The organism is Flavobacterium sp. T12S277 (assembly GCF_048514875.1).
Classification (GTDB): Bacteria; Bacteroidota; Bacteroidia; order Flavobacteriales; family Flavobacteriaceae; genus Flavobacterium.
The window spans coordinates 52451-77308 of the sequence record NZ_JBLYEG010000008.1 but is presented as its reverse complement, the minus strand read 5'-3'; the positions used below and the strand labels follow the sequence as shown (position 1 = coordinate 77308).

The 24858-nt window shown below is 37.1% G+C and carries 14 protein-coding genes; 5 read left to right on the top strand and 9 right to left on the bottom strand.

What is annotated here, in order from left to right:
* Positions 1 to 131: 131 nt before the first annotated feature.
* A complete protein-coding gene (gene pyrR / locus ACN1CN_RS13295) occupies positions 132 to 671 on the bottom strand; it encodes a bifunctional pyr operon transcriptional regulator/uracil phosphoribosyltransferase PyrR (protein ID WP_264524564.1) in 540 nt (179 codons plus the stop codon).
* 456 nt (positions 672 to 1127) lie between these two features.
* Between pyrR and ACN1CN_RS13290 the strand changes: the two genes are divergently transcribed.
* From ACN1CN_RS13290 to ACN1CN_RS13275, 4 genes are all read left to right on the top strand, one after another.
* Positions 1128 to 1721, top strand: a complete 594-nt coding sequence (locus tag ACN1CN_RS13290) for a dihydrofolate reductase family protein (protein WP_419136008.1) — start codon at positions 1128 to 1130, stop codon at positions 1719 to 1721.
* A 135-nt stretch (positions 1722 to 1856) separates the two neighbouring features.
* Positions 1857 to 2423 (top strand): Crp/Fnr family transcriptional regulator, encoded by a 567-nt coding sequence (locus ACN1CN_RS13285; RefSeq protein ID WP_419136007.1) that lies wholly within the window; start codon positions 1857 to 1859, stop codon positions 2421 to 2423.
* Between the two features lie 72 nt (positions 2424 to 2495).
* Entirely contained in the window at positions 2496 to 3572 is a 1077-nt protein-coding gene (locus ACN1CN_RS13280) for a DUF418 domain-containing protein (RefSeq protein WP_419136006.1), read from the top strand.
* 47 nt (positions 3573 to 3619) lie between these two features.
* A complete protein-coding gene (locus tag ACN1CN_RS13275; protein WP_419136005.1) occupies positions 3620 to 4018 on the top strand; it encodes a VOC family protein in 399 nt (132 codons plus the stop codon).
* A gap of 83 nt (positions 4019 to 4101) precedes the next feature.
* Here ACN1CN_RS13275 and ACN1CN_RS13270 read toward each other — a convergent pair whose 3' ends face one another.
* A complete protein-coding gene (locus ACN1CN_RS13270; RefSeq protein WP_419136004.1) occupies positions 4102 to 6846 on the bottom strand; it encodes a fibronectin type III domain-containing protein in 2745 nt (914 codons plus the stop codon).
* A 242-nt stretch (positions 6847 to 7088) separates the two neighbouring features.
* Between ACN1CN_RS13270 and ACN1CN_RS13265 the strand changes: the two genes are divergently transcribed.
* A complete protein-coding gene (locus ACN1CN_RS13265; RefSeq protein WP_419136003.1) occupies positions 7089 to 7262 on the top strand; it encodes a hypothetical protein in 174 nt (57 codons plus the stop codon).
* A gap of 57 nt (positions 7263 to 7319) precedes the next feature.
* On the opposite strand, the gene ACN1CN_RS13260 is transcribed toward ACN1CN_RS13265, so the two are convergent.
* The 7 genes from ACN1CN_RS13260 to ACN1CN_RS13230 all read right to left on the bottom strand — a co-directional run bounded on the left by ACN1CN_RS13260 (position 7320) and on the right by ACN1CN_RS13230 (position 24699).
* Positions 7320 to 8939: an ABC-F family ATP-binding cassette domain-containing protein gene (locus ACN1CN_RS13260; protein ID WP_264524570.1), complete on the bottom strand. Its 1620-nt coding sequence runs from the start codon at positions 8937 to 8939 to the stop codon at positions 7320 to 7322.
* Between the two features lie 199 nt (positions 8940 to 9138).
* Positions 9139 to 9942: a TlpA family protein disulfide reductase gene (locus ACN1CN_RS13255; RefSeq protein ID WP_419136002.1), complete on the bottom strand. Its 804-nt coding sequence runs from the start codon at positions 9940 to 9942 to the stop codon at positions 9139 to 9141.
* A gap of 376 nt (positions 9943 to 10318) precedes the next feature.
* Positions 10319 to 15298 (bottom strand): T9SS-translocated chitinase ChiA, encoded by a 4980-nt coding sequence (chiA, locus tag ACN1CN_RS13250; protein WP_419136001.1) that lies wholly within the window; start codon positions 15296 to 15298, stop codon positions 10319 to 10321.
* Between the two features lie 496 nt (positions 15299 to 15794).
* The gene (locus ACN1CN_RS13245) at positions 15795 to 17861 is read right to left on the bottom strand and encodes a beta-N-acetylhexosaminidase (protein ID WP_419136000.1); all 2067 of its coding nucleotides are present in this window, start codon (positions 17859 to 17861) and stop codon (positions 15795 to 15797) included.
* 156 nt (positions 17862 to 18017) lie between these two features.
* The gene (gene nagB / locus ACN1CN_RS13240; protein WP_419135999.1) at positions 18018 to 19955 is read right to left on the bottom strand and encodes a glucosamine-6-phosphate deaminase; all 1938 of its coding nucleotides are present in this window, start codon (positions 19953 to 19955) and stop codon (positions 18018 to 18020) included.
* Positions 19956 to 20071: 116 nt separating this feature from the next.
* Positions 20072 to 21655: a RagB/SusD family nutrient uptake outer membrane protein gene (locus tag ACN1CN_RS13235; protein ID WP_291287139.1), complete on the bottom strand. Its 1584-nt coding sequence runs from the start codon at positions 21653 to 21655 to the stop codon at positions 20072 to 20074.
* Between the two features lie 11 nt (positions 21656 to 21666).
* Positions 21667 to 24699, bottom strand: a complete 3033-nt coding sequence (locus tag ACN1CN_RS13230; protein WP_291287138.1) for a SusC/RagA family TonB-linked outer membrane protein — start codon at positions 24697 to 24699, stop codon at positions 21667 to 21669.
* Between the last annotated feature and the right edge of the window lie 159 nt (positions 24700 to 24858).

The window sequence follows — 24858 nt, the reverse complement described above, 5'->3', positions numbered from 1 at the left end:
TTTAATCGTTTAATCGCTTTCTTTACGACTAAATAGTTGACCGATTTAACGGTTCACCTATTTTTTAATTTCACTAATCATTTAATCGTTTGGCTTTTCCGATTAAACAATTAACCGGTTAACCGATTAAACTAATTGGTAATCAAATGCACCACATCTTCGCCGTCATTTTCTTTCCAGCTTACTTTTACTTTTTCACCATTAATAGCATCTACCTGACGACCGCGATAATCGGGCTGAATAGGCAGATTGCGGCTAAAACGCCTGTCGATTAACACTAACAATTCAATTTCTGAAGGTCTCCCGAAAGACTGAATTGCGGTTAAAGCAGAGCGAATGCTGCGTCCGGTAAACAAAACGTCATCAATAAAAATGACTTTTTTATTTTCAACTATAAAATTGATTTGGGTTTTATTGGCTTCAAGCGGTTTATCTGTACGACGGAAATCGTCTCTGAAAAAAGTAATATCTAAATAGCCCAGAGAAATTTCAGGTGTCTTGTACTCGCTCTCTAATATTTGTTTTAAACGTTCTGCTAAAAAAACACCTCTCGGCTGAATTCCGATTAAAATAGTATCTGAAAAATCAAGATGTTTTTCGATTAACTGACAAGCCAAACGATGGAGTATGATAGTAACTTCTTTTGAATTAAGTAATACTTTTTGGCTCATAATTAAGTATAATGTTTGGTTGGGCAAATATACAAAATCAGAATTTATTTGTTGCCTCTTTCTAAATACAAATATTGGAATAAATTTTTAAGGCTGTACGATCACAAAGCAGCATTCTAAATTCAGCAGGAATGAACAATATTCCAGCAACCAATTTCAATCCGTTGCCTATGAAACAACAGAGAGAAAAGTTCCATAGGAACGGCACCTATTACATACCAGTATTCCAAATTCCGGAGGAATGAGCAATGCTGTAACAACGGATTTTAATCCGTTGCCTATGAAGCAACAGAGATAAAAGTTCCATAGGAACGATCCATATCAAAAGCCCGTTATTTTGAACCTTGAAACAACACACCAATAAAAATTTGCTTCTGCAACACCATCAACCCGTATTAATTCAGTCCAATATTTCTTGTTATTTTATTATATTTGAGAAACCAAAAACTAAAAATCATGAGAAAAATAATCGCCTTAGCAATGATTACCCTCGATGGGGTGATGCAGGCACCGGGCGGCCCTCAGGAAGATACTTCGGGCGGTTTTGAATACGGAGGCTGGGTCGCACCCTTTGGTGATGAATCATACAGCAAGGCCATGGAGAAACAAATGGAACCTTCGGATATTCTTTTAGGGAGAAAGACCTTTGATCTTTTTGAATCTTATTGGCCCGCGAATGCTGCTAACTGGCCAGGAATTAATGAGGTTACCAAATATGTCTTATCTACAAGCCGAAAAGATTCTCAATGGGAAAACTCCGTGTTTCTAAAAGACACAGCAGACATTCAAAATCTTAAAAATTCAGAAGGCGATGACATTAAAGTTTGGGGCGGCGCCAACATGATTCAGTTCCTGCTTAAAAATGATTTAGTTGACGAGCTCTGGCTCAAAATTCATCCTTTACTGCTTGGGAAAGGGAAAAAACTATTTGATGAGGGTGCAGTTCCAACTTCATTTGTACTGACTGACCATACGATCACCTCTACAGGAGTTATTATAGCCAATTACAAACGATCAGAACCCGTGAGAACTGGTACAATTGGAGGTTAAAAAAACGTATTTAAGCAACAACCACCTGGCATTGAAATTATTTCTTCCGTGCCTGTGGTAGTTCTTCTTATTACCGCAACAAACTAAAACCTACCAACAAATACAAGCCTCTTAAACCGAACATTTACCGAAAAAATGAACTCCTATCTCACCAAAATAGATGCTTTTATAAACAACCTTGATCCGGAAACCTTAGCCGTTTTAAATAACATCTCGACTACCAGAACATTAAAAAAAGGAGCGTTTTTGTTACGGCAAGATGAAATATGCAGTAAAAGTTACTTTATAGAAGAAGGGATTGCCAGAAAGTATTATCTCGATGACGGAAAGGAAATCACAACAGAACTCTACTTTCCTGATGATATAGCCGTATCTTTTAACAGCTATTGCCTGCAAAAGCCAAGTAACGAATTCATTGAGGCCGTTACCGATATTACCATTTCACAAACCGACTTTACCGCATTTCAGAACGCGAAGAAGCAATTTCCAAAATTAACCGAGTTAGATTTGATGCTCACCGAGTATTACGCCATTTGGCTAGAGGACCGCTTGTTTCAGTTTCGCACCCTCGATGCTACCACGCGCTATCTTAAACTAATCAAAGAACATTCGCATATTATTAAAAATATCCAGCTCACCCACATTGCTTCTTATCTGGGAATATCATTGGAAACATTGAGCAGAATCCGCTCCAGAATTTAAATGTATTATTTGACCTAAGTCAAATTTCCCGCGATTATTCATTTCGACATTTGTTTCATAAAATATAAAAAAATGAAACAAAGAATTATAGGATTTGACCTGGCAAGAGCCTATGCCATCTTCGGAATGTTTATTGTAAATTTTAATATGGTTTTTGGCTCTCATAGCGACCAAAGTACTGTTGCTCAATTTATGTCTCTTTTTAGCGGCAACTCGAGTTCGGTATTTGTAATACTAGCCGGAATGGGTGTTGCGCTTATGACCAACAGAGCTGTATATACTCCTGCCGAGAAAAAGCAGCTGAGAAATACCATCCTCAAACGAGCCGCTTTTTTATTTGTCATCGGGCTTTTGCTCAACCTCATCTGGCCCGCCGATATTTTACATTTCTACGGTTGTTATATGTTTCTAATTGCTTTTTTGGTCTTTCTAAACAAGAAGTTTTTTCTGCTCCTGGCTGCAGTGGCGGTCTTTGGTTTCCATGTTTTAATTTTCATCATCCCCTATGAAACTGGCTGGAATATGGATACTTTTCAATACAAAGATTTTTACACCCTAAACGGATTTATCAGAAACACCTTTTATAATGGCTGGAATTCTGTTTTTCCCTGGATCGCTTATTTTCTTTTAGGAATGTATCTTGGAAGACTAAACTGGAGCAGTATAAAGGTTCAGAAGAAAATGTTTGCGATTGGATTTTTAGTCTATGTATCAATAGCATTACTTCAATTATTATCCCATCAATTTGTACTCTCTGAGCATTTAGATTTATTTATCAATGCCGATTACCTCCCGCCGTACCTCCCCTTTATGTTAAGTACATCCGGATTTGCTCTGATGTTGATTGCCTTTTTTATGTACCTGGGAGAAAAATACGGAACGAACCGATACGTACAAAATTTTGCTCCAACAGGTCAAATGACGTTAACACACTATATTTCGCATCTCACTATTGGAATCATTTTGTTCTCTGTACTAATGAACAGGAGTTTAATCCAAGATCCAACTGATGAGGAAGCAACAAAACCAATTTATATTTTGCTGTTTTCAATTGCATATTTTGTGCTCAGTTATTACTTTAGTAGTCTTTGGGCAAAACGCTTTAATAATGGTCCGTTTGAAACTCTTATGCGTAAAATAGCCCGCTAATTAAAAATGCATCAAAGTTGTATTCAATCCTTTTAAAACGATAGATAATGAGAGTAAAAGTAATCGGAATTCCAGTTCTGGATCAGGAAAAGGCCTTACAGTTTTATACTAAAAAACTAGGTTTTGTAAAAAAGCATGATGTGCCAGTAGGCGAAAACAACAGATGGCTGACCGTTGTTGCTAAAGACGAACCAGACGGAGTCGAAATTTTACTGGAACCAGCACCCAATCATTTTGAACCGGCCAAAACCTATCAAAAAGCACTCTTTGACGCCGGAATCCCCTATACTCAATTTAATGTTGATCATCTTCAGGAGGAATACGATCGTCTGATTGGTCTTGAGGTTGCATTTAGTATGAAACCAACAGCAATGGGAAATGTAAAAATTGCCATACTGGATGATACCTGCGGCAATAAAATTCAGCTTATTGAAATGTTATTCTAATATTTCGTCAGATCTTCTAATCTAAAAAAACAAAATCCCATTCACCGCGGCAAATGGGATTTTGATATTTATTTGTTTGTTTATTACTTCACAATTAGTTTGGCTGTAAACAATTTACGGGAATGTATTTTTAAAATATAAACTCCTTTTGGCAAATCCTGATTGATGAGTGAGAACTTGTTGTTATTCACATTTTTTGTGGCATACAGCAACTTTCCTTCCATGCTGTAAATTTCTATTTCGTCAATAGGATATTCCGACTGAATAAAGGTTTCTGTATTGTTATTGGTTGGATTTGGATATACTCTCAAACCATTGTCAATTTTAAACTCATCGTTACCCAAATGCGGATCAATTACTTCAAAAGTAACTCGGTTTGATACTTCATTGTATGAATCATTGGTAAACATCACTAAAAAGTATTTTCCTTTTTCCGTAGGCAATTCAGGAGCAACAATGTTTTTAGTTCCTTCAGAAAGCCCTTCAAAATAGGTATAACTCACCAACGGTTTTTCATTAGGATTATCACCTTCATGGTAAATTCCCAACCAGTCTTTTACAATTCCCGGAGCATCTGTCCAAGAGGCTGTAATTTGTTCCCCAAGATCGTAAACAGGTTTGTTGATCCATAATTCGGTAACAACAGCACCAATTTTAAAGAAAACTTTATTTCCAATAGGATTAAATCCATCCTGTAAATAATATTCGGCATAATAATACCCTTTTGGCAATCCGGTAAAAGATTTAGCATCGGCAACGGTTGTCACATATTGCCAGCTTGTTGCTGTAACTCCCGATCCCGGGTTAACTCCCATTCTATAGATTCCAATCCAGTCTTTTGCTAGTTGTGGACCATTCGTGTAGTTAATAATCACAGGAGTACCAACAGAATATTCGGTTTTATCGGTAGTTAAGGTCGGAACAGGTCCTACATAAAAATACTTTCGGGCTGCTATTTCGGTATACCCTCCATTTGAAAATATTGCAGCATAATAACGTCCTTTATTCGCCAGTCCGCTAGGGAAATTAATAAAACCGCTTGTGCTGCCATCGGTATATTTCCAGGTTTGTGATGGTGTCGAACCTCCCGGAGTCTGTCCTTCTTTATACAAACCAATCCAGGTCGAAGTACTGGCCGGAGCATCCGTATAATCAACTTTTATAGCTGCACCTTGCAAATAGGTCGAAGCGTCTGTAACTATTGCCGTGTTTACCGTATTACTTCCGGTAATCGTAAAAGTCTGAACATCACTCCATGGCGACCATTCCAAATTGCGGTCTCTGTATCTTAATTTTACATAGTACTTACCATTTGGAAGCGAATTAGAAGCCAGATCCATTTTGGTAATGTCTACGCCAAGATTAATATTTACGGTTGAATCTTTTTTGGTTCCATACTTTCCGTATAAGTTTTCGAAATCGCGATATACTTCTTTCTTAACAATATCGAATGTTGGTGTCTGAGAAATCAAAAACTGACTGGTGTTTAACTTCTCGTCTGTAGTGGTACTGTAAGCTGATCCGGATACGGTTAACGGTAACGTATTTGTCGCTGTAAAAGTATTGGTGATCGAAGGTTTCGCAGGTGCAGCTTTGTTTTTATAGCGGTGAAATTCATCCATCAATTGGTTGTTCTTCCATTTATCAACGCTTCCGATCGAATAACTTTCGATGTCCATTTTTCCGTTTGTAACGTCAATATCTACAATTTGATAAATCCAGTTGCAGATTGTTTTCTGTACGTCATCAAAATCCTGTTCTGTCGAAGATCCCCAATATTGATCCCAGGCTGTACCTCCTGAAATAATATTATAAGTAGGAGTGTTTTTCAACTGTCCTCTGTGATAAAGATGATGGTGTGCCCCAATATGCATCGAATATTTTGGAGAAGTTACCAATAACGGAACGGCAGTATTACGCACCCAGGTCGAAATATCCCCCACATACTGTTCGGCCTGATAAGGTCTGTGACTTAGAGAAAAAATCCAATCTACTGTCGAATCTGCATTTGCTGCCGCAAGAACCTGTTGCAACCAGCTAAGTTGTGCCGCACCGGTATGTTCTGAACTTAAACTAATAAACAAAACATTACCGGCTTGTTGAGCGTAGTAATTCTCTGTTCCTGACGAAATACCTTTATACGAAAGTTCACTGATATAAAAATGATCGTAATAGGAGTTCATTCCAAGAGTTCCGTAGGTTTCATGATTTCCTACTGTTGTCTGAATCGGTACATTGCCCGACAAACCTCTGTTCTTTTTAAAATGTACATTTTCGTAATGATCTAAAGTCCCTACATCCACCTGATCTCCAACCATAAAAGTCATGGAGATGTTATCATCCGGAGATAAGTCTTTCCCCCATTTTTGTCTTATCTTTCTTTTGGCAGCAGATACCAGAGAATCATAACGAGGCACCGCTTTCAATTGGTTATCACCCATTATCAAAAAGCGAATGTGCCCGTTTGATGTGGCAGCCTGCCCCGGATTAGGTAATGTTTTAAAAGAATAAACCGAAGACACATCCGCTCCGGTTTTTATTCTGTAGTAATATTTCGTATTCGGCGAAAGGTTAAGCAACTTCGCACTATGGTAAAAATAATTCCCCGGATAACCCGAATCTGTAAAAACATTTGTATTACCGGTAACGGTAACATTAAGACTAGTGGCTGTCGTCCCATATTCTACAATCGACTCCGGATTGCTCTCTGTTTTCCAGTTCACATAAATCGAGGTCGGTGTGGCATTTTGCAGATATGGAAATAAATTTTGTGCTTTGGAAGCATAACTCAGCCCCAGCAGCAGGAATAGAAAGTAAAGTTTTTTCATAGGTTGTTTTTGTTTTAGACCCAACAAAAGTATCCTACGAAAACGCAATAGCTTTTAAGAGAACATTACCTTTCCCTTATCTTTACTTCTCTTTATTGTAAAGTTGTTTAACTTTTTGAGCACAATTGGTTTTGATCTAAATCATAGAACTTTACCATCAAATTATGTAAGATCTTTTTTATTTTTTGGTGTAATTTTAAGCTATATCAATTAGAATAACAGATTCTTAAAAACTCAAAGTCATGCAAAATATACTTAAACGTTTGTTAATGGTATTCGTGATACTATTTTCATTTACCAGCTGTGAAGTTATCGAGGGCATTTTTAAAGCCGGAATGGGTGTTGGAATATTTATCGTTATCTTTATTATTGCGATACTTATATTCATTTTCGCAAAAGTGTTCGGTAAAAAATAGCCAAAAAAAATCCCGTTCGCATTGCGAACGGGATCTCTCTTATTATAAATTATAAAATTACAAATTGTACATTTTCTTTCTTAATTCCTGAATTTTTTCATCGTCCAGGTATTCGTCAAATGTCATGTAACGGTCTATCGCTCCGTTTGGTGTTAATTCTACTACTCTGTTACCAACGGTTTGTGCAAACTCGTGGTCATGTGTAGTAAAAATCACGGAACCTTTAAAATTTTTCAATGAGTTGTTGAAAGCGGTGATCGACTCCAAATCCAAGTGATTGGTTGGTTCGTCAAGCATTAAGATGTTGGCTCTTTCCATCATCATTCGGGACAACATACAACGTACTTTTTCTCCTCCTGATAATACACGGCTTGTTTTTAGTGCCTCTTCTCCTGAGAAAATCATTTTCCCTAAGAATCCTCTAATAAAAACCTCATCACGCTCTTCTTCTGTTTTTGCGTATTGACGTAACCAGTCTACCAAAGTCAAATCATTTTCAAAGAAAGAATGATTCTCAGCCGGTAAATAAGCCTGATTGGTTGTAATACCCCAGTCGAAAGTTCCGGCATCTGCATTTTGCTGGTTGTTCAAAATTTGGTAGAAAGCTGTTGTAGCACGTGAATCTTTAGAGAAAAGAACGATTTTATCGCCTTTTGCCATATTCAAATCTACATCTTTAAACAAAAGATCTCCCTCGATCGAAGCTGCTAATCCTTCAACATTCAAAATCTGATCTCCTGCTTCGCGATCCTGATCAAAAATGATCGCCGGATAACGACGGCTTGAAGGTTTAATTTCTGAAATGTTCAGCTTCGAAATCATTTTTTTACGAGAAGTAGCTTGTTTGGATTTTGCAACGTTCGCACTAAAACGACGAATAAATTCCTCAAGTTCTTGTTTCTTCTCTTCTGCTTTTTTGTTTTGCTGTGCACGTTGTTTCGCCGCTAATTGGCTTGACTCGTACCAGAAAGTATAGTTTCCTGAATAGTGATTAATTTTTCCAAAATCAATATCCGAAATATGTGTACAAACCGCATCTAAAAAGTGACGGTCGTGAGATACTACAATTACAGTATTTTCATAATTTGCCAGGAAGTTCTCTAGCCAAGCGATGGTTTCAAAATCCAAGTCGTTGGTAGGCTCATCCATGATAAGCAAGTCCGGGTTTCCAAAAAGCGCCTGCGCCAAAAGCACACGTACTTTAATTTTTCCCTCTAAGTCACCCATTAAAGTGTAATGATGCTCTTCGTTAATTCCCAGGTTAGACAACATCGAAGCAGCGTCAGAATCTGCATTCCATCCGTTCATTTCTTCAAACTGAACCTGAAGTTCTCCAATTCTGTCTGCGTTTTTATCGTTGTAATCCAGATAAAGTTCATCCATTTCTTTCTTAACAGCATACAAAACTTTATTTCCCATCAAAACAGTTTCCAAAACGGTATGCTCATCGAACATGTTGTGATTCTGGTTCAAAACCGACATACGTTTTCCCGGTTCCAAATGAATGTGCCCCGAAGTTGGATCGATATCACCTGAGATGATTTTTAGAAAAGTAGATTTTCCAGCACCGTTGGCTCCAATAACTCCATAAATATTCCCATGAGTGAAAGTAGTATTTACTTCGTCAAACAAAATTCGTTTGCCAAATTGAACTGATAAATTATTGACTGTTAACATGAATGTCTTTTTAATTAATTTTGTGCAAAAGTATGAAAAAAGGTTCAGAGTTGCAAAGATGTAAAGGCCCTAAGTTTATTGTGAGATGTTATTTGTAAAATGTGAGATGTTAATTGTGAAATAGGTCAATTCGTTAAACATACTAAGTTTTCACATCTAACATCTAACATTTCACAGCCTACATTTTACATTTTACAAATCACATCTCACTTACTTTCCTCAAAGCAACCTCCAAACTCTCAAAATTAGGAAGCACTTTAGCAATCATCCCCTCTTTGTTTAAAATAAAATGAGTTGGAAATGAATTCAGTTGTAAAGCTTCATTCATATATACTTTCATGTTTGGAATTACCGAATAGGCTAAAGGTCTCCTGGCCAGAAACAATTTAAGTTTTTCGGGAGCATCTTCGGCCAGACTCATGAAAACGATGTCTTTTCGATTTTTGTATTCTTCTGCCAGACGATTCACCTGTGGAAATTCGCGTATACAAGGAGTACAATGGATGTACCAGCATTTTATAACGATTATTTTTCCTTTCATCGACTCATTTGAAACCAGTTTTCCATTGAGGTCTTTAAACAAAAACTTTGGGAATGGAGTCCCTTCCATTTTGTAATTTTTAAGCGCATCAAAACCAATCTGATTGATGGTCGCTTTAATGCTGGTATCGGAACCAGCTTCAATTTCGAATAATTGATAATAGTATTTGGAATCTTCTGATTTTAATCGAATTGGAATACAATTTCCATTGGCCAATTGGTCCAGAAAAGATTCTTTTGAAATTTCTTTGGACTGAAGATCCAGTGCTGTGAAATCTCTTGAAAGCATAATGTTTTTGCCCTGGTAATTTGACCAATCGCTGAAATTCTTCTGAATCTGATTGGTATCAACTTCCGGATTTCCGAATCTATTCTGAGCAGTACTTATGGTGAAAAAGAGAAGAAGTATAATGAGGCTGATAAATTTCTGCATGGATTGTGAGATAATTGTATTTGATTTCAAAAGTAGTAAAAGTTTTGTTTTACCGCAAAGACGCAAGGTTCTCGTAATGTTCGCAAAGTTTTTTTTTAAAGGTTTTAACGCGGAGGAACCCCATTCGTTTCACGAAAACGCGAATTTACATTGATTTTCTAAAATCCGTTTTATCAGTGTTCTTTATCGCAACATTACCATTAAATCATTCTTAACAAAAAAAAAACCTGACAGCAAAAACTGTCAGGTTCATAATGCTCTCCTTCAGGTGAAAACCAAATAACAAATCACCTGAATTCGATGCATTTATTCGAAATAAAACTTAGATTAAAAAATAAATAACCAAACTCAATTTTAACCATTCCAATATTCTATTTCTGTATTTTTCATTCTTCAGTACTGTCCTTTAGTTCAAAAAGTTCATTACTTTGAATGATTTTTTATTTCCTGCTTTGTCTGTTACTACAACGATAAACAATTGTTTGCTCGAAAAGTTTACATCCTGAAGCAGTACTTCTTTATTATTCTGAATGTTTCTATGACGTACTAATGGTTGTCCAATAGTATTGAAAACCTCTACCTGAGCGATATCTCCAGTTTCACTGGAAACGGCTAATGCATCGTTTTTAAAATAAGCGACTGTACTGCTTTTCGTTTCGATTCCTTCAGGCAATGCTCTTGCGGCGGTCAGTCCTGCAAAATAAGCTGCATACGCTTTAGACAATTCAGCTGAATTACCACAAGAAGAGAAATCCCAGTTTACAGACCAAGTCATTAGACCTCTTAAAGAAGGATAAGGTCCGCCTGGCTGCATGGTGTAAGTTCTTCCTGAAAAAGTGGTTCCGGTTCTTAAATAATGCATCGCATTAATTCCTTCAGCTGGCGTTATAAAACCACTACCTGCTGCACTTGGACAAGCTGGTAATGCGATAAGAACTTTTGAGGCTGGTAAACCATCATAACGCATTCCTGTAGTACCAATGGTATGTCCTTTTATTACCATATCTGTTAGAGCTGTTACCATGTTTGCTCTCTTAGCTGAACCATAGTACTGACCATCTAATCCGTTTTCTCCTCCTGTGTTATACAATTGTACCGCTAACAAATCCAATTCATTACGTAAGTTTTGAATGATTGGCAGGAACGAACCAAAAGTATCATTATAGGTAGAATATCCTCCTTGTACGTATTGTGTTTCAGGAGCTGCAGTTAATAAAAACCCAGGACCATAGTGCGCTTTTAATTCTTTGAAAGCATCTACTACGTTTTTCAATCTTGGATAAGCAGAAATACCCGCATACGAAATATCTCTTAAACCTCCTGCACTAAAATTCATCGATCCGCCTTCAAAATCAATATCAACTCCATCAAATTGATACTCGTCAATAATTGCTTTCAGACCATTAACAAAAATGTTTTTTTGATTTACATTCTCCAAAACAACATGACCATTTTGACCTCCAATAGAAACAATAACAGGAACTCCGCTATCTCTTAAGGATTTAATATCATTTTTCAATAGTTGCTTATTGAAAACTCCATTGGTCAAATATCTGGTATCATTTGTAGTTAATACCGGCGTATAACCATCACGGTTAACGGTTTCTACGAAAGCATAATCCACTACGTTAAATTTACTTCCCACGATTTGAGAAAAATATAAAAATGGAGCAGAACCATTTTCCCAGGAGTGTGCATATCCTAAAATAATTTTACCTGCTGGAAGCGGAACGAATCTAGTACTTACCGAAGTAATTTTAATGGTATTGTTTAATGTAGTTACCCCTAATTTATTATCGGTCGCTTTGATTACAATCGGATAATCCTGATAAGCAGCTGGTGTAAAATTATACGTATAGGTATTATTTGTACCTGCTGTCATGTTGAATGTCCCTCCATTTATTGTAATCGTTACACCTGAAACCGATCCGTCACTATCAACAGCTGTAACCGAAATTGGCACAACCTGGAAAGTAGGCTGAGTTATAGTAGTATTCGATGGTGAATTCCAGGTAACTACAGGCAATGTATTCGGGCAGTTGGCACCTGAACAGTTTAATACAAAATTATATGTTTTTGTATCTGTTGTACCGTTTGACGCAGTAGCCGTAACCGTTAAGGTATGACTAAGCGAAAACTGATTGGCTACCGGTGTCCAAGTCGCGGTATAAGTTCCTGAAGAATTGGTAGCACTCAGGCTTTGTCCATTTATACTAAAGGCAACTGATGAGATTGTAGTAGCATCTGTAGCACTTAATCCAACACTAGCCACAAAATTAATTGCGGATCCTAAATTTATAGCAATCGTCGGAGTTGTTGGCGCTGTAATGGTAACCACTGGTTTAGTTACAACTGTCGCTTGAGTATTAAAGTTATAAACCTGCGGTGTCGTTGGCATCGCAAAATTTACCAGATTGTTTGGGTAATAATTCGTTCCGTTATTCTCCCATCCGTTCAATTTTAAACTTAAAACTTGTGCATAACCTGCTACAACCGAATTGTCATAGCTAAAGTTCCCCTGAGCATCTGTTGTTGCGATAACACTTTTCCATCCGTGTGTATTATCGGTCCAAGGCACAACTAATTCTACTTTCGCTCCTGAAACCGGAACTGAACCATTTTTAACGGTTCCGCTAATTAGATTTGTACTGGCCAAATTTTGTGCAAAATCAAGTGTTTTAGCACCGGAAGCCGTTGTTGAAACTGCTGATACCGGAGCAAACGTTAGATTTGTTTTGGCAGCTGTTACTTTATAATCTGCTCCTGAAGCCAGGTTTGCAAAAGAATAAGCTCCATTTGAATCGGTCACAGCAGTTAAAGTTGTTGTTCCCGAAACTGCCGAAACTACAGCACCCGATACCGGATTGGTTCCGTTTAAAACTCTGCCGTTCATCGTATAAGACGACGTTCTTGCAGTAGCAGTTGTATTGAAGTTATAAACTGTAGGCGTTGAAGGAACTGCAAAGTTGGCCAGATTAGATGGTAAATAAACCACCTCGTTATTCTGCCAGCTATTCAATTTCAAACTTGATATGATGGCATAACCGTCTATCACTGAATTAGCAAAGCTGTAATTTCCCTGAGCATCAGTTGTCGCGATAACGCTTTTCCATCCATGTGCGTTATCCGTCCATGGCACAATCAATTCAACTTTCGCTCCTGAAACCGGAACTGAACCATTTTTAACGGTTCCGCTGATTTTATTTGTTCCAACATTAAATTCAGTAAAATTTAAAGTTTTATCGGCTATTAAATTATTATAAACTGTTGAAGCCGGAGTATAGGTTTTTCCAGCAGCGGCAGCCGTTACTGTATAATTTGCACCAGATGGCAGACTTAATGTGTAAAAACCGCTTGCATTGGAAGTTGCAGAAACAGGCGCTCCCGCAGAAGTTGCGGTAACAGTAACTCCTGAAGCCGCAGTGGTTCCGTTTAAAATAGTACCGCTAACGGTATAGTATACAATTGGAGCACCTTGTGTAAAGTTCAACGTTTTATTACTGTCTATTGCAGTGTATACTGTTGAAGCAGGTGTGTATGGAAAACCAGTTTTGGCAGCTGTAACGGTAAAGTCAAGTCCTGCTGTTAAACCTGTAACACTGTACACCCCACTTGCATTAGAAACAGCAGTTAAAACTGTTGTACCTGAAGTGGCTGTAACCGTAACTCCTGAAACTGGCGCAGCTGGTGTGGCATTAGTTAAAACGGTTCCGCTTACCGTGTACAAAGGTTGTGTTCCCTGGATCACAACTCCGGTTTGATCAGCAGCAACGTTTGTTAAACTAACTGCTGTAAAATTATAAGCCGCTTTTGTTGCTGTAAGCGTATAATTCTGATTTTTAGGTAAGTTATAGAATGTAAAATTACCTGTTGGAGACACTACACTTTGTAAAACTACATTACTTGCGTTTTTAACCTCCACAGTAACGTTTGTTACCAAAGCAGTTCCATTTTTCACAGAACCTCCAATGCTAACCGTTTCCGGCAAAATACTTCCAAATGAAGTATCCACTTGAGTCAATAACGAATTTGGAATACTACCTCTGGTATCCTGAGAAACTTCCCAAATCATACCTCCTCCAAGACTTCTGGACTTAATGTATTGTACTTTAAGATCCATTGATTGTTTATCTTCATACGTGATAAACTCCTTGGTAGTATTGTTATATAAGTAAGGAACTTTTGTGGTATTGTCAAAATATCTAACCCAACCTGCAGCAGCCGCTGTTGGTGTCACCATCATCGTATTCGGATCCAAATAAGGATGCGGATTGGTAACCGGATTACCCACTAAGTCGCAAATCTCGATACTTCCGGATCGCTCACATGCCCCGGCGCCATCCCAGGTTCCTGCAGGCGGTTGCGGATTCGTACAGCCCGGTGATGTATTTCTTGGTGCAGCCACAAACAATCCATTAGTGGAGTTAACCGCTACATTTTTGAATATTTTACCATAAAATGGCAATCCCATAATTAGTTTACTAGGAGGAAAACCGATCACATTAAGATACTGATTGGTTAGTTCATCCAATGATTCAGATTGTGTAGCACCATAAAGCGGATCATTTGGGTTTCCACTGGCATACAAAGGAGCATTATAGCAGGTTTTATCGTACCAGTTACCGCCAAAATCATATCCGAAATAGGTAATATAATCACAATAAGTCGAAATATCGTCGGTCATTCCGTATTGCGCTTTGGTATTAGGTCCTACGTATTGAATTTTAACATCTCTAACGTTATTTCCCGCTGCAATGGTAATTAATTTATTAGGCATAGCCTGACGCATCGCTTTTAACAAAAACACTAAGTTTTTATTATCATCCGGGTGATGTTTCTGTGCAGGTACCGGAGATCCGTTGACTATTTCGGTACCGTCTGTTCCTCCTTTTACAGGATATTCCCAGTCGATGTCGAATCCGTCAATAAACGGATAAGTAACAATGAAGTTTGCCATATCTGCAGCCAGAGCAGCTCTTGCCACCGGACTTGCGGCAATTGGAGAAAGATCCTGACCTTTGGTCCAGCCTCCAACAGAGATTAAAATTTTCAAGTGAGGATACTTTTCTTTTAACTTTTTCAAGTCATAAAAGTTCCCTTTTACAGGGGCATCCCATGGAATTCCGCCTTCCGTATGCTCAAAATCAGCATAGGTATCCAAACATTTTAATTTAGTATTCTCCGGACGGGCGGGGTCAAAAGTTGTCCCGTAAAAAGAATAATTTAAATGGGTCAATTTGCTCCCGTCTATCTTGGGAACATTGAAATCCCGGGCGTAAATAGCCCATTGCGCATAATACCCTACTACTTTTTTACCGTGGGCTGGTTGGGCCGACGCAAGCAAGGGAAACAGTAACAAAAAGAGTAATCTGTAATAATGTTTCATAGTTAATAAATATTGGTTAATAGAAAATAAATATTCCAATTACAATACCTTACCTGCCAAAATGCGGCAAATAAATACGATAACCGGGGTTCAATACAGCGCGAATAAAAAACATCGCGATACACTGGATTTTTAATTCATTACTTCTAAAAATAAATATTACTATTACTGATTCTAGCCATAATCATTTGTGAATAGTAGTGACTGATATTTATTTAATTTTAAAAAAAATTAGTTTAAACACAGAAGATAAATTTGGGATTCATCAATCTAAAATACTTTGCTTTTTGTCATGTTTTGTTTTATGCGTCTTATTTGGTTTTTAAATGTTAATACTATTTTTGATGGTTATTTTTTTATTTATTACGAATTGGTTTCAAGTTAAAAAGACCGTCTAAATCACCATAATTACCTCTGCCAGAAGCCTCTGGCAGAGACAATAATTTACTAAATAACGTGGTAAAAAAACTTACTAAATACTAACTCAAACAAATCTTTAAATTAATTTTTTAAAACTTTCATACACTGATAACTCAACATCAGCATGATCTTTACTGTTACATTGCTCGATTAAATTTTTCAGATCCTCTCCTTTTAAAGTTGATTTATTATCTAAAACAAGTAATAATTCCTGCGATGCATCATTCAATTTTTTAGACAATGGTAGTATATGCTGTATCAGTGGTGCATTGGCACTCAATTCAACCAGTCCTTTGTTTACAGCGATCCATTTGTTAAAAAATGCTGCTACCTTTGCTTTATTCTCCGGAGTTTTACTCGCTAAATATTGCGCTACAGCAGCATCAAAAGCTAAAGAGTCTTTGGCATCCGGTGTACAGGCATCTGCAAAAAGGGTAAGCGGAGAGTACATTTGATATTCCGTTCCTCCTTTGTTTCTTTTGTACCCTTTTAAAGGCTCGCAAACGTTTGTAAATTCTTCTACGAAATCAATCTTCTGATTGTTCGAAATGTTTCTTAAAATAACATCCTTATTGCGAAGGTGAGTGATTCCTAATTCTTCCAGTCTGAACGAAACGACATCAAGACGTTTGCGCATGCTGGCCAAATCTGTAATGTCTTCAGCCGACCAAAGTCTTTCGGCAATTGCAGCTGTTCTTGGCCAAAGTCTTGAATCGATTGTTGCTGGCGATACAAGTTCGCTCCACATTGTTGCTTCACCACCTAATACTCTTGCTTTTTCTTCGGCAGTTAAGTTGGCTCCTTTTGGCATTGGATCATTTAAATAATGACTGGCCACCGGATACAACAAATCGACATAATAGCCATTGGACATCACTGTTTTATAGCCTTTTTTTACTGATTCAATTAAGGACTGACCTGCTACTACTCCTTCATTAGGGCCTCTCCACGCATGGATAATGGCATCTTTTGACATGTTCTTGGTCAGAATTTCTTCCCAGCCCATTAACTGTTTTCCATGTTTTTTAAGCATCGGAATTAGTTTCATGGTAAAATAGGTCTGCAATTCATGATTCGTAGTCAGATTATTTTTCTTTTTGAATTCCTGAATTTTTGGATTTGAATCCCAGTCTTTCCCTTCATTCTCATCTCCTCCGATATGAAAATAAGCGCCTGGAAATAAAGGACACACCTCATCAAAAAGTTCACTTAATAATTGATAGGTTTTAGGATTTGAAGGATCTAATGTTGGCGAAAAAATACCCGCATTTCTTTCAATTCCATAGGTCGCAATTGCGGTTCCCTGAATATTTTTTTCAGAAGTTCCTCCTGTCAGTGTAATCACTTTGCTTCCGATTTCCGGATAAGCCGTAAGTATTGCAGATGCATGACCAGGAACATCTATTTCAGGAACGATCAAAATACCGCGCTCATCAGCATATTTTACGATATTTCTAATTTCCTCTTGTGTGTAATACATTCCATCCGAAGCTTTTTCAATTAGTTTTGGATGTTTTTTCATTTCAATTCTCCACCCTTGATCGTCTACTAAATGCCAGTGAAGCACATTCATTTTCATAGCCGCCAAGGCATCAATATTTCTTTTGATCACGTCTACCGGCTGAAAATGTCTGGCAGCATCGACCATCAAACCTCTCCAGGTAAATCTCGGAAAATCGGAAACTTTTGATACCGGAAAGTAAAAAGAGTTGTTGTTATTCTGCATGATTTGCAATAAGGTTTCAAGACCGTGTAACGCTCCTAAATCACTTGTTGCATTTATTGTAATTTTGTTTTGTTTGATCTCCAAATGATAGCTTTCGTCTTCATACAAACCAATTTTTCCGCTCTTGGAACAATTGATTTGAAGCTCGGCTGTGGGAACTTCATTTAGTTTGGTAATAAATCCCTGTTCGAAAAAAATACCGGTTCTACCATCCAATCGACGCAAAAAGCGTGTTACTCCTCCAAAAATTCGGGCATTAGGATTTCCGGTAATGTTTACTTTAAAATTTTTAGTTAAAGTAAAGTTACCATCGTTTAAAACAACACTTTGAGGCCAAGGCATAAGGTTTAGCTGCTCTTTTTGAACCTGAGCACTAGCTGTCACACCCGCAAATAGTAGGACTAATAAATATTTCATTTGTAATGTTTTTGGAAAGATGTTGCCTGAGACAACATTAATAATAAATAAAAGAAACAAAACTCAGAATGATTTCGATTGAATCCTCACTCCTCATGAAATCAATCTGAATTTTGTAATGCGATCCGCTCTCACCCGGATCTTATAACCTAAATTTTAATAATCAAAACGTTTAAAAGCTTCAATAGCTTCGTATTCTGCCAATCCTAATTCATCGTATAAAACGGCTGTGTTTTTGTTACGGTCTTCGGCTCTTACCCAGAATTCTCTGGAGTCATTACCCTGGAACATTACCCTGTCTTTTTGAGACTGATGGTACAAAATGGCGTGGCGTTTTAACAATACTTCTGAAGGAGAAAGCGGAACGGCCATGTCGATTTCGTGAATGTCCCATTCGTGCCATGCACCTCGGTAAAGCCACAACCAGCAATCGTCCATGTACTTTTGTGGTTTTAGTTCTTTCATCGCTGCAAAGATGGCATTCAGACAAACTTCATGTGTACCATGTGGATCAGCCAAATCTCCTGCTGCAAATACCTGATGGGGTTGTATTTGTGCAATGATATCTTTTACAATCGCGATGTCCTCAGCACCCAGTGGATTTTTCTTCACCTGTCCGGTTTCATAAAACGGCAGATCTAAAAAGTGGGTGTTCTCATCTTTCAAACCAATGTATCTGGTTGCCGCGTACGATTCTCTTCTTCGGATCAATCCTTTTAATTTACGAACTTCCAAAGAATCAATCTGGTTTTCAGATTTTTTATTCAAAAATTCAATTACAGCTTTAAAGTTAATTCCTGAGACAGCATCGCCAAGAAAATCTTTAGCCACTTCGGCAAATTTTAATGCCTCGTCGTCTGTAACCGCTATATTTCCGGAGGTTTGATATACTACATGTACATCGTGACCTTGTTTTATCAATTTTGAAAAAGTTCCTCCCATAGAAATCACATCATCATCGGGATGCGGACTAAAAAGAATCACTCGTTTTTTTGCCGGATTGGCTCTTTCCGGACGATGCGAATCGTCGGTATTGGGTTTTCCGCCCGGCCATCCTGTGATGGTATGCTGCAAAACGTTGAACATATTGATGTTCAAATCGTAAGCAGAACCTTCCTGCGCCAAAAGATCAGACATTCCGTTGTTGTTGTAATCTCTGTCTGTTAATTTTAAAATAGACTGTTTTGTTTTTTGGCACAACCAAACAATCGCTTTGCTTTTTAATTCCTGTGTCCAGATGCATTCGCCCACTAACCATGGCGTTTTGAAACGCGTTAATTCTGAAGCTGCTGACTGGTCTAATACAAATGTAGCATTGGCATGATTTTGTAAAAAAGTAGCCGGAACTTCTGAACTGATATCGCCCTGAATAGTTCTCTTGATGATATCGGCTTTGTTTTGTCCCCAGGCCATCAATACAATTCGTTTTGATCTCATGATGGTCGAAACTCCCATCGTAATCGCTCTTTTAGGAACGTTGTCGATGCCATTAAAATCAGAAGAAGCGTCGACTCTTGTAATGTGATCAAGTGTAATGATTCTGGTTCCGGAGTTGATGTGGGATCCCGGTTCGTTGAAACCTACGTGACCTGTACGACCAATTCCTAATAATTGAAAATCAAGACCTCCGGCATTTTTAATATTCATTTCGTAGTCGATGCAATACTGATTGAGTTCTTCAATAGCAACGGTTCCGTCAGGAATATTTACATTCTCAGGTCTGATATCAATATGATTAAAAAGATGCTGGTGCATGAAATAATGATAGCTCTGATTGTTCTCTTTGCTCATCGGATAGTATTCATCCAGATTAAAAGTGATCACATTGCTAAAACTTAAGCCTTCTTCTCTGTGCATTCTCACCAATTCTTCATAAACTTTTATAGGAGAAGAACCAGTAGCTAAACCTAATACGCAAGATTTATTCTTTTCTTGTTTCGATCGGATCAATTGCGCGATTTCCTGTGCTACAATTACCGAAGCTTCTACAGAATTCCTGAAGATTTCATTGTGGATTTTTTCAAATCGTGTCTCTTCAAACTTCCCCGCGCTTTTATAGCTGATATCAGGTTTTATTTCTAAAGCACTTTTCATTTCTTTTCTTTTTATAATAATTACAATTTTGGTTTTTGAAATGGTATAAGCAACTCTCGTCACTTATACCATTTACTAACCAAACTTAAATTCTTTTACTTCTTGGATTCATTTTTTTAGAAATTTGGAGCAATAACATCCCACCAAAGTCTGGTTCCACCATTATCCGGTCCGCCTAATTTGGCAACACCAGTAGCTACACCTTCTTTATTGTTCAACAATTCATTTGATGTAAAGTTGATTCTTCTTGGGCCAAATTGTGTGGTAATTTTTCCTCCACTGTTATTTACTACTACAGGGAATAATTTTGGATATCCTGTTCTTCTGTAATCAGACCAAGCTTCTTGTCCTTCCGGGAAACCTGCGATCCATTTTTGAGTAATAATTCTTTGTAATTTCACCTCATTTGTAGCAGCATCATCCCATGCAATAGTGATGTTATTTACCGGAGCTGAATTGTTTACAGCAGCAACAGGATCAACATATGCTACAGGTAGACTTGTATTATCAATTAAGTATTTAGCAATACCTGAAGCTTCTCTTTGGTCAAATGACGCCCCAATACCTGCCTCGTATAATGATTTAGCATCACCTCCCATGTTCCAACCTCTTAAAGCTCCTTCTGCTCTTAAGAAATAAGCTTCAGCAGTTGTTACTAAGTAAATTGTTTTTGATCTAACCACTTCTCCGATACCTGAAAAACGCTCACGATCTCCTTTTCCTCCAATGTTGATACCAGTACGGATTCCTTTAAACTGACCCGAAAATTGAGCTGATTTATCAAAATAAATTGGCATTCTAGGATCGTTGTATCCTTTTAAAATAGATTCCATATCAGCAGACATTCTAATGTCTAACCATGAACCACTAATGGTTGCGATAGGATTTGTAAAAGTTGGAGATACAATTCTAAACGCATCTTTCTTAGCTGTAAATACTCCGAATTTTTGTGCTACCGCTTTTTCAGCCTGAGCTTTTGCTAAAGCAGGTTTTACTTTTACGATACGCATTGCTAATCTCAAACGTAATGTATTGGCAAATTTTACCCAAGAAGCATAGTTACCTTCATAACCAGATAAATCGGCATCTTTAAATACAAAAGGTTCTCCTGCATCTGCTCTTTTTGTCAATTCATCTACAGCAAAGTCCAACTCGCTAAACATTTGGTTGTATACTTCTTCCTGAGAATCATACGCAATTGGTGCATTTTTACCGTATTGAGAATAAATGATAGGTCCAAAAATGTCCGTAACACGGTGCATTCCTTCTACTTTCAAGATAAGAGAAAATGCATAAAAATGGTCAAATTTCCCTTTTGTTTTGTTTGCAATATCGTAGGCGTTGAACATAACTGTTGGATAAGCATTTGTCCAAATAGCATTGTTCCATCCATCAATTAAGTCATAAGTTGTATTGTTACTTCCTCCTCTGAAAGGAGTTGGAGTAGCCATATAACCTGACCAAATATCTGCATTTAAGTTCTGTTGTAATTGATACTGAGATTCCAGCTGATCCCCTAAAACCTGGATGTTGTTAAACATCGGAGCAAATCCTTTTTTGATGTCATTAAAATCATCCTTTAGTTGATCATTACTGAAACCATTTGGATTGGTGTTAATCTCATCAAAATTACCTGTACAACCTACCGCAGCAAGAAATGACATACAGATAGCTGTTTTTTTTATGTTATTGAATTTCATTTTTTTTTGATTTAGAAAGTTACATTTAAATTAAGACCAATACTTCTGGTAGAAGGTAAACCATAGATATCAATACCTTGCAGTCCTTCTCCTGTACTTAATGCAATGTTTGGATCAAAAGGAGCGTCTTTGTATATAAAGAATAAGTTTCTTGCAATTAATGAAATAGAAGCTGTTTGAAAAACAGGAAGTTTTTTAGGGTTGAAAGTATATCCTACAGAAATCTCTCTAACGCTTACGTTTGTTGCTTTGTAAACATACTCACCTGTAATTCCATCTCTACCTCCCACTTTTTTATAATAATCTTCAGCTGGTATACTAGTTACCACAGTACCATCAGGTTTAACTGCATTTACTGCAACACCTCCGGCATTTCTGGCATCACCTGTCGCTTTAGAAACTCCAAAGAAATCATTTTGTGCTTCAGTCATACTCATTACATTACCACCAAAACGTCCATCAATTAAAACATTTGCAAAGAAAGAACCTACTTTGAAAGTGTTAGAGAAACCTAACATAAAATCAGGATTTGAATTTCCAACTTCAGTAAAACCTTCAGTACCCTGAATTTTACCATCTTTATCTAATAAAATTCTACCCTGATCGTCTTTTAGGATATTTTTCCCCATAATAACTCCAAATGGTCTTCCTTCAATTAAAGAGTATTGGTAGTTATTAACTCCAGGAACAGTCAAATTCACAATTCCTTTAGATGAAGCAGGAAGTTCTTTTACTGTATTTTTGTTTTGAGAAAAGTTTATAGATGAATCCCAAGAGAATTTTTCTCCTTTAACTACACCTGCATTGAATACAACTTCAAAACCTTTATTTTCGATACTTCCGGCATTGAAACCATAGAATCTAACTCCCTCTGGGCTTCCGTCTGGAGCAGCAGATTGGAAATATTGATTTTTTGTTGTTGAATTGTAGTATGAAAGTTCAATACCAAATCTGTTGTTAAGAAATCTCCACTCTGTACCAAATTCATATTCTGATTTCAATTCTGGTTTTAAAGTAGTTCCTCTTTGTAATCCAACCTGAGGCTGAGTACTATTGTTACCTGGCAAATATGTATCTACTGGTGTAGTAACAAAAGCAGCAACGTCATTACCAACCTGAGCATAAGTTGCACGAACTTTTGCAAAACTAATAGACTCCGGCATTGTAAATATCTCACTAAGTATACCTGTTACCCCTACAGACGGATAAAAATAAGATCCTTTATTAGTATTTACTAAGGTAGAAGACCAGTCATTTCTGGCTGCAAGGTCTAAAAACAGTTTTTCTTTATACCCTAAAGTAGTAGCTGCAAATACAGATTGTACTTCTCTTTTTGAGTCAATTGTTTGGTAATTTCCTGTATTGTTTACAAAATTATTAAGTGTAAACCAGTTCGTAATTTTTAATCCTGCACCAATTCCAGAATCTAAAATTGTTCTGTCATTTGTTACTGTATTGGTGATACTTGTACCAATATTAGCATTGAATGAAAAATCATCACTGAATTTTGTATTAATGGTAGCAATTAAATCTCCATAACGTTGCGTACTTACAGCATCATTACTAATGTATCTACCGTTAACATGAGAAAGTGTTCCTTGAGTAGTAGCAAAAATTTTCTTTTCAAATCCGCTGTCCACTCTGTTATAACTATATCTTGAAGCAATTGTTAACCAATCATTCGCTTTGTATGAAGCCGATATTGCTCCATTGAAGAAAGTGTTTGTGTCTTCAGATTTATTTTTGTTAATAGCCCAATATGGGTTTTGCATAATATCTCTGTTCGTCATCCAATTTTGAGCCATTAAATTTCTGGTCGGATTAAAAACTTCGTAATTATTTTTATAAAAATCGAAATCATTTCCTCTTGGCATTAAATAAACACCTGTAAGCGGGTTAAAGTAAAGACCATTTACCGGTTTATTTGCAATTGATTGTGTAGTATAATTTCCGTTTACACCCACTGTAAGTTTATTATCAAAAAACTTAGCAGTTTGACGAATTCCAAAGTTATTTCTTTTAATTCCGTTTCCTGGAATAATCCCTGATCCTGAAGTATTAGCATATGTCAATGCTGTAGAAGAATTTTCTGTAGCTGCAGAATACCCTACAGATGTAATTTGAGTAACTCCAGTTTGAAAAAAGTCTTTTACGTGATCTTTTATACTTTGTTTTGCTCCCCAAGACTCATCTTCTCCTGCTCTTGCAGCATAATCTTTTTGAAACTTTGGCAAATAAGCAGCCGATTCAAAAGTAGTTACAGACGAACCTGAAAAACTTGATTGTCCTACTTTTCCTTTTTTAGAAGAAAGTAAAATTACTCCATTTGCTCCCTGAGATCCATACAATACAGAAGCAGCTGCACCTTTAAGAACAGTCATTCCTTCGTAATCATCAGGGTTAATTAAAGACACAACATCTCCACCATCACGGTTACCACCATTTAAACTACCAAATGTATCGTTAGGCTGACCTGATCCAGAGTTTAACATCGGGATACCATCAATAACGTATAAAGGCTGATTGTTTGTTGCTGAAGAGCTTCCACGAATATCCACTTTTGTAGATCCACCAGTACCAGCAGAACTTTTTGTTACTGCAACACCGGCAATTTTACCTGCAATTGTATTGATAACGTTGGCATCTCTTACACGTGTTAGTTCTTCTCCTTTAAGTTCCTGAGCGGCGTAAGTCAAAGATTTTCTTGTTTTCTTAATACCTAATGAAGTAACTACTACTTCATTTAAAGCATTAGAAGCCGCTTGTAGCATTTTTACATTAATTGTAGCAGCATCACCTACAACTATTTTTTGTGTTTCAAGACCTACATAAGTAAAAACTAAAGTCTGTCCTTTTTGCACCTCGATTGCGTATAGTCCGTCAAAATCGGTAGTAGCCCCCTTTTGACCTCCTTCTACTGCAACTGATGCTCCTGGCAATGGCAATCCATCAGAATCTGTAATCACACCTTTGACATTTTTTACCTGAGCAAGCGAAACCTGCGCCGTAAAAGCAATCATAAAGATTAAGAAAATTTTTTTCATGTTTATTTATTTTGTTAGTTATAGGGTAAAATTATTCTTAAGGGATTGTTAAAAAAAATAATTTATACAAACAGCACAAAATTTTAAACAAACGACATAAAACAATCAATAATATGCGATTCGAAAACGTTTTCTAGGCAATATCCTATAAAATTTTAT

Excerpts from the sequence above, each read along its gene's own strand:
- ACN1CN_RS13230 (WP_291287138.1), bottom strand. The coding sequence starts at position 24,699 with ATGAAAAAAATTTTCTTAATCTTTATGATTGCTTTTACGGCGCAGGTT.
- ACN1CN_RS13245 (WP_419136000.1), bottom strand. The coding sequence starts at position 17,861 with ATGAAATATTTATTAGTCCTACTATTTGCGGGTGTGACAGCTAGTGCT.
- ACN1CN_RS13285 (WP_419136007.1), top strand. The coding sequence starts at position 1,857 with ATGAACTCCTATCTCACCAAAATAGATGCTTTTATAAACAACCTTGAT.
- ACN1CN_RS13280 (WP_419136006.1), top strand. The coding sequence starts at position 2,496 with ATGAAACAAAGAATTATAGGATTTGACCTGGCAAGAGCCTATGCCATC.
- pyrR (WP_264524564.1), bottom strand. The coding sequence starts at position 671 with ATGAGCCAAAAAGTATTACTTAATTCAAAAGAAGTTACTATCATACTC.
- chiA (WP_419136001.1), bottom strand. The coding sequence starts at position 15,298 with ATGAAACATTATTACAGATTACTCTTTTTGTTACTGTTTCCCTTGCTT.
- ACN1CN_RS13235 (WP_291287139.1), bottom strand. The coding sequence starts at position 21,655 with ATGAAATTCAATAACATAAAAAAAACAGCTATCTGTATGTCATTTCTT.
- ACN1CN_RS13275 (WP_419136005.1), top strand. The coding sequence starts at position 3,620 with ATGAGAGTAAAAGTAATCGGAATTCCAGTTCTGGATCAGGAAAAGGCC.
- ACN1CN_RS13260 (WP_264524570.1), bottom strand. The coding sequence starts at position 8,939 with ATGTTAACAGTCAATAATTTATCAGTTCAATTTGGCAAACGAATTTTG.
- nagB (WP_419135999.1), bottom strand. The coding sequence starts at position 19,955 with ATGAAAAGTGCTTTAGAAATAAAACCTGATATCAGCTATAAAAGCGCG.
- ACN1CN_RS13265 (WP_419136003.1), top strand. The coding sequence starts at position 7,089 with ATGCAAAATATACTTAAACGTTTGTTAATGGTATTCGTGATACTATTT.
- ACN1CN_RS13290 (WP_419136008.1), top strand. The coding sequence starts at position 1,128 with ATGAGAAAAATAATCGCCTTAGCAATGATTACCCTCGATGGGGTGATG.
- ACN1CN_RS13270 (WP_419136004.1), bottom strand. The coding sequence starts at position 6,846 with ATGAAAAAACTTTACTTTCTATTCCTGCTGCTGGGGCTGAGTTATGCT.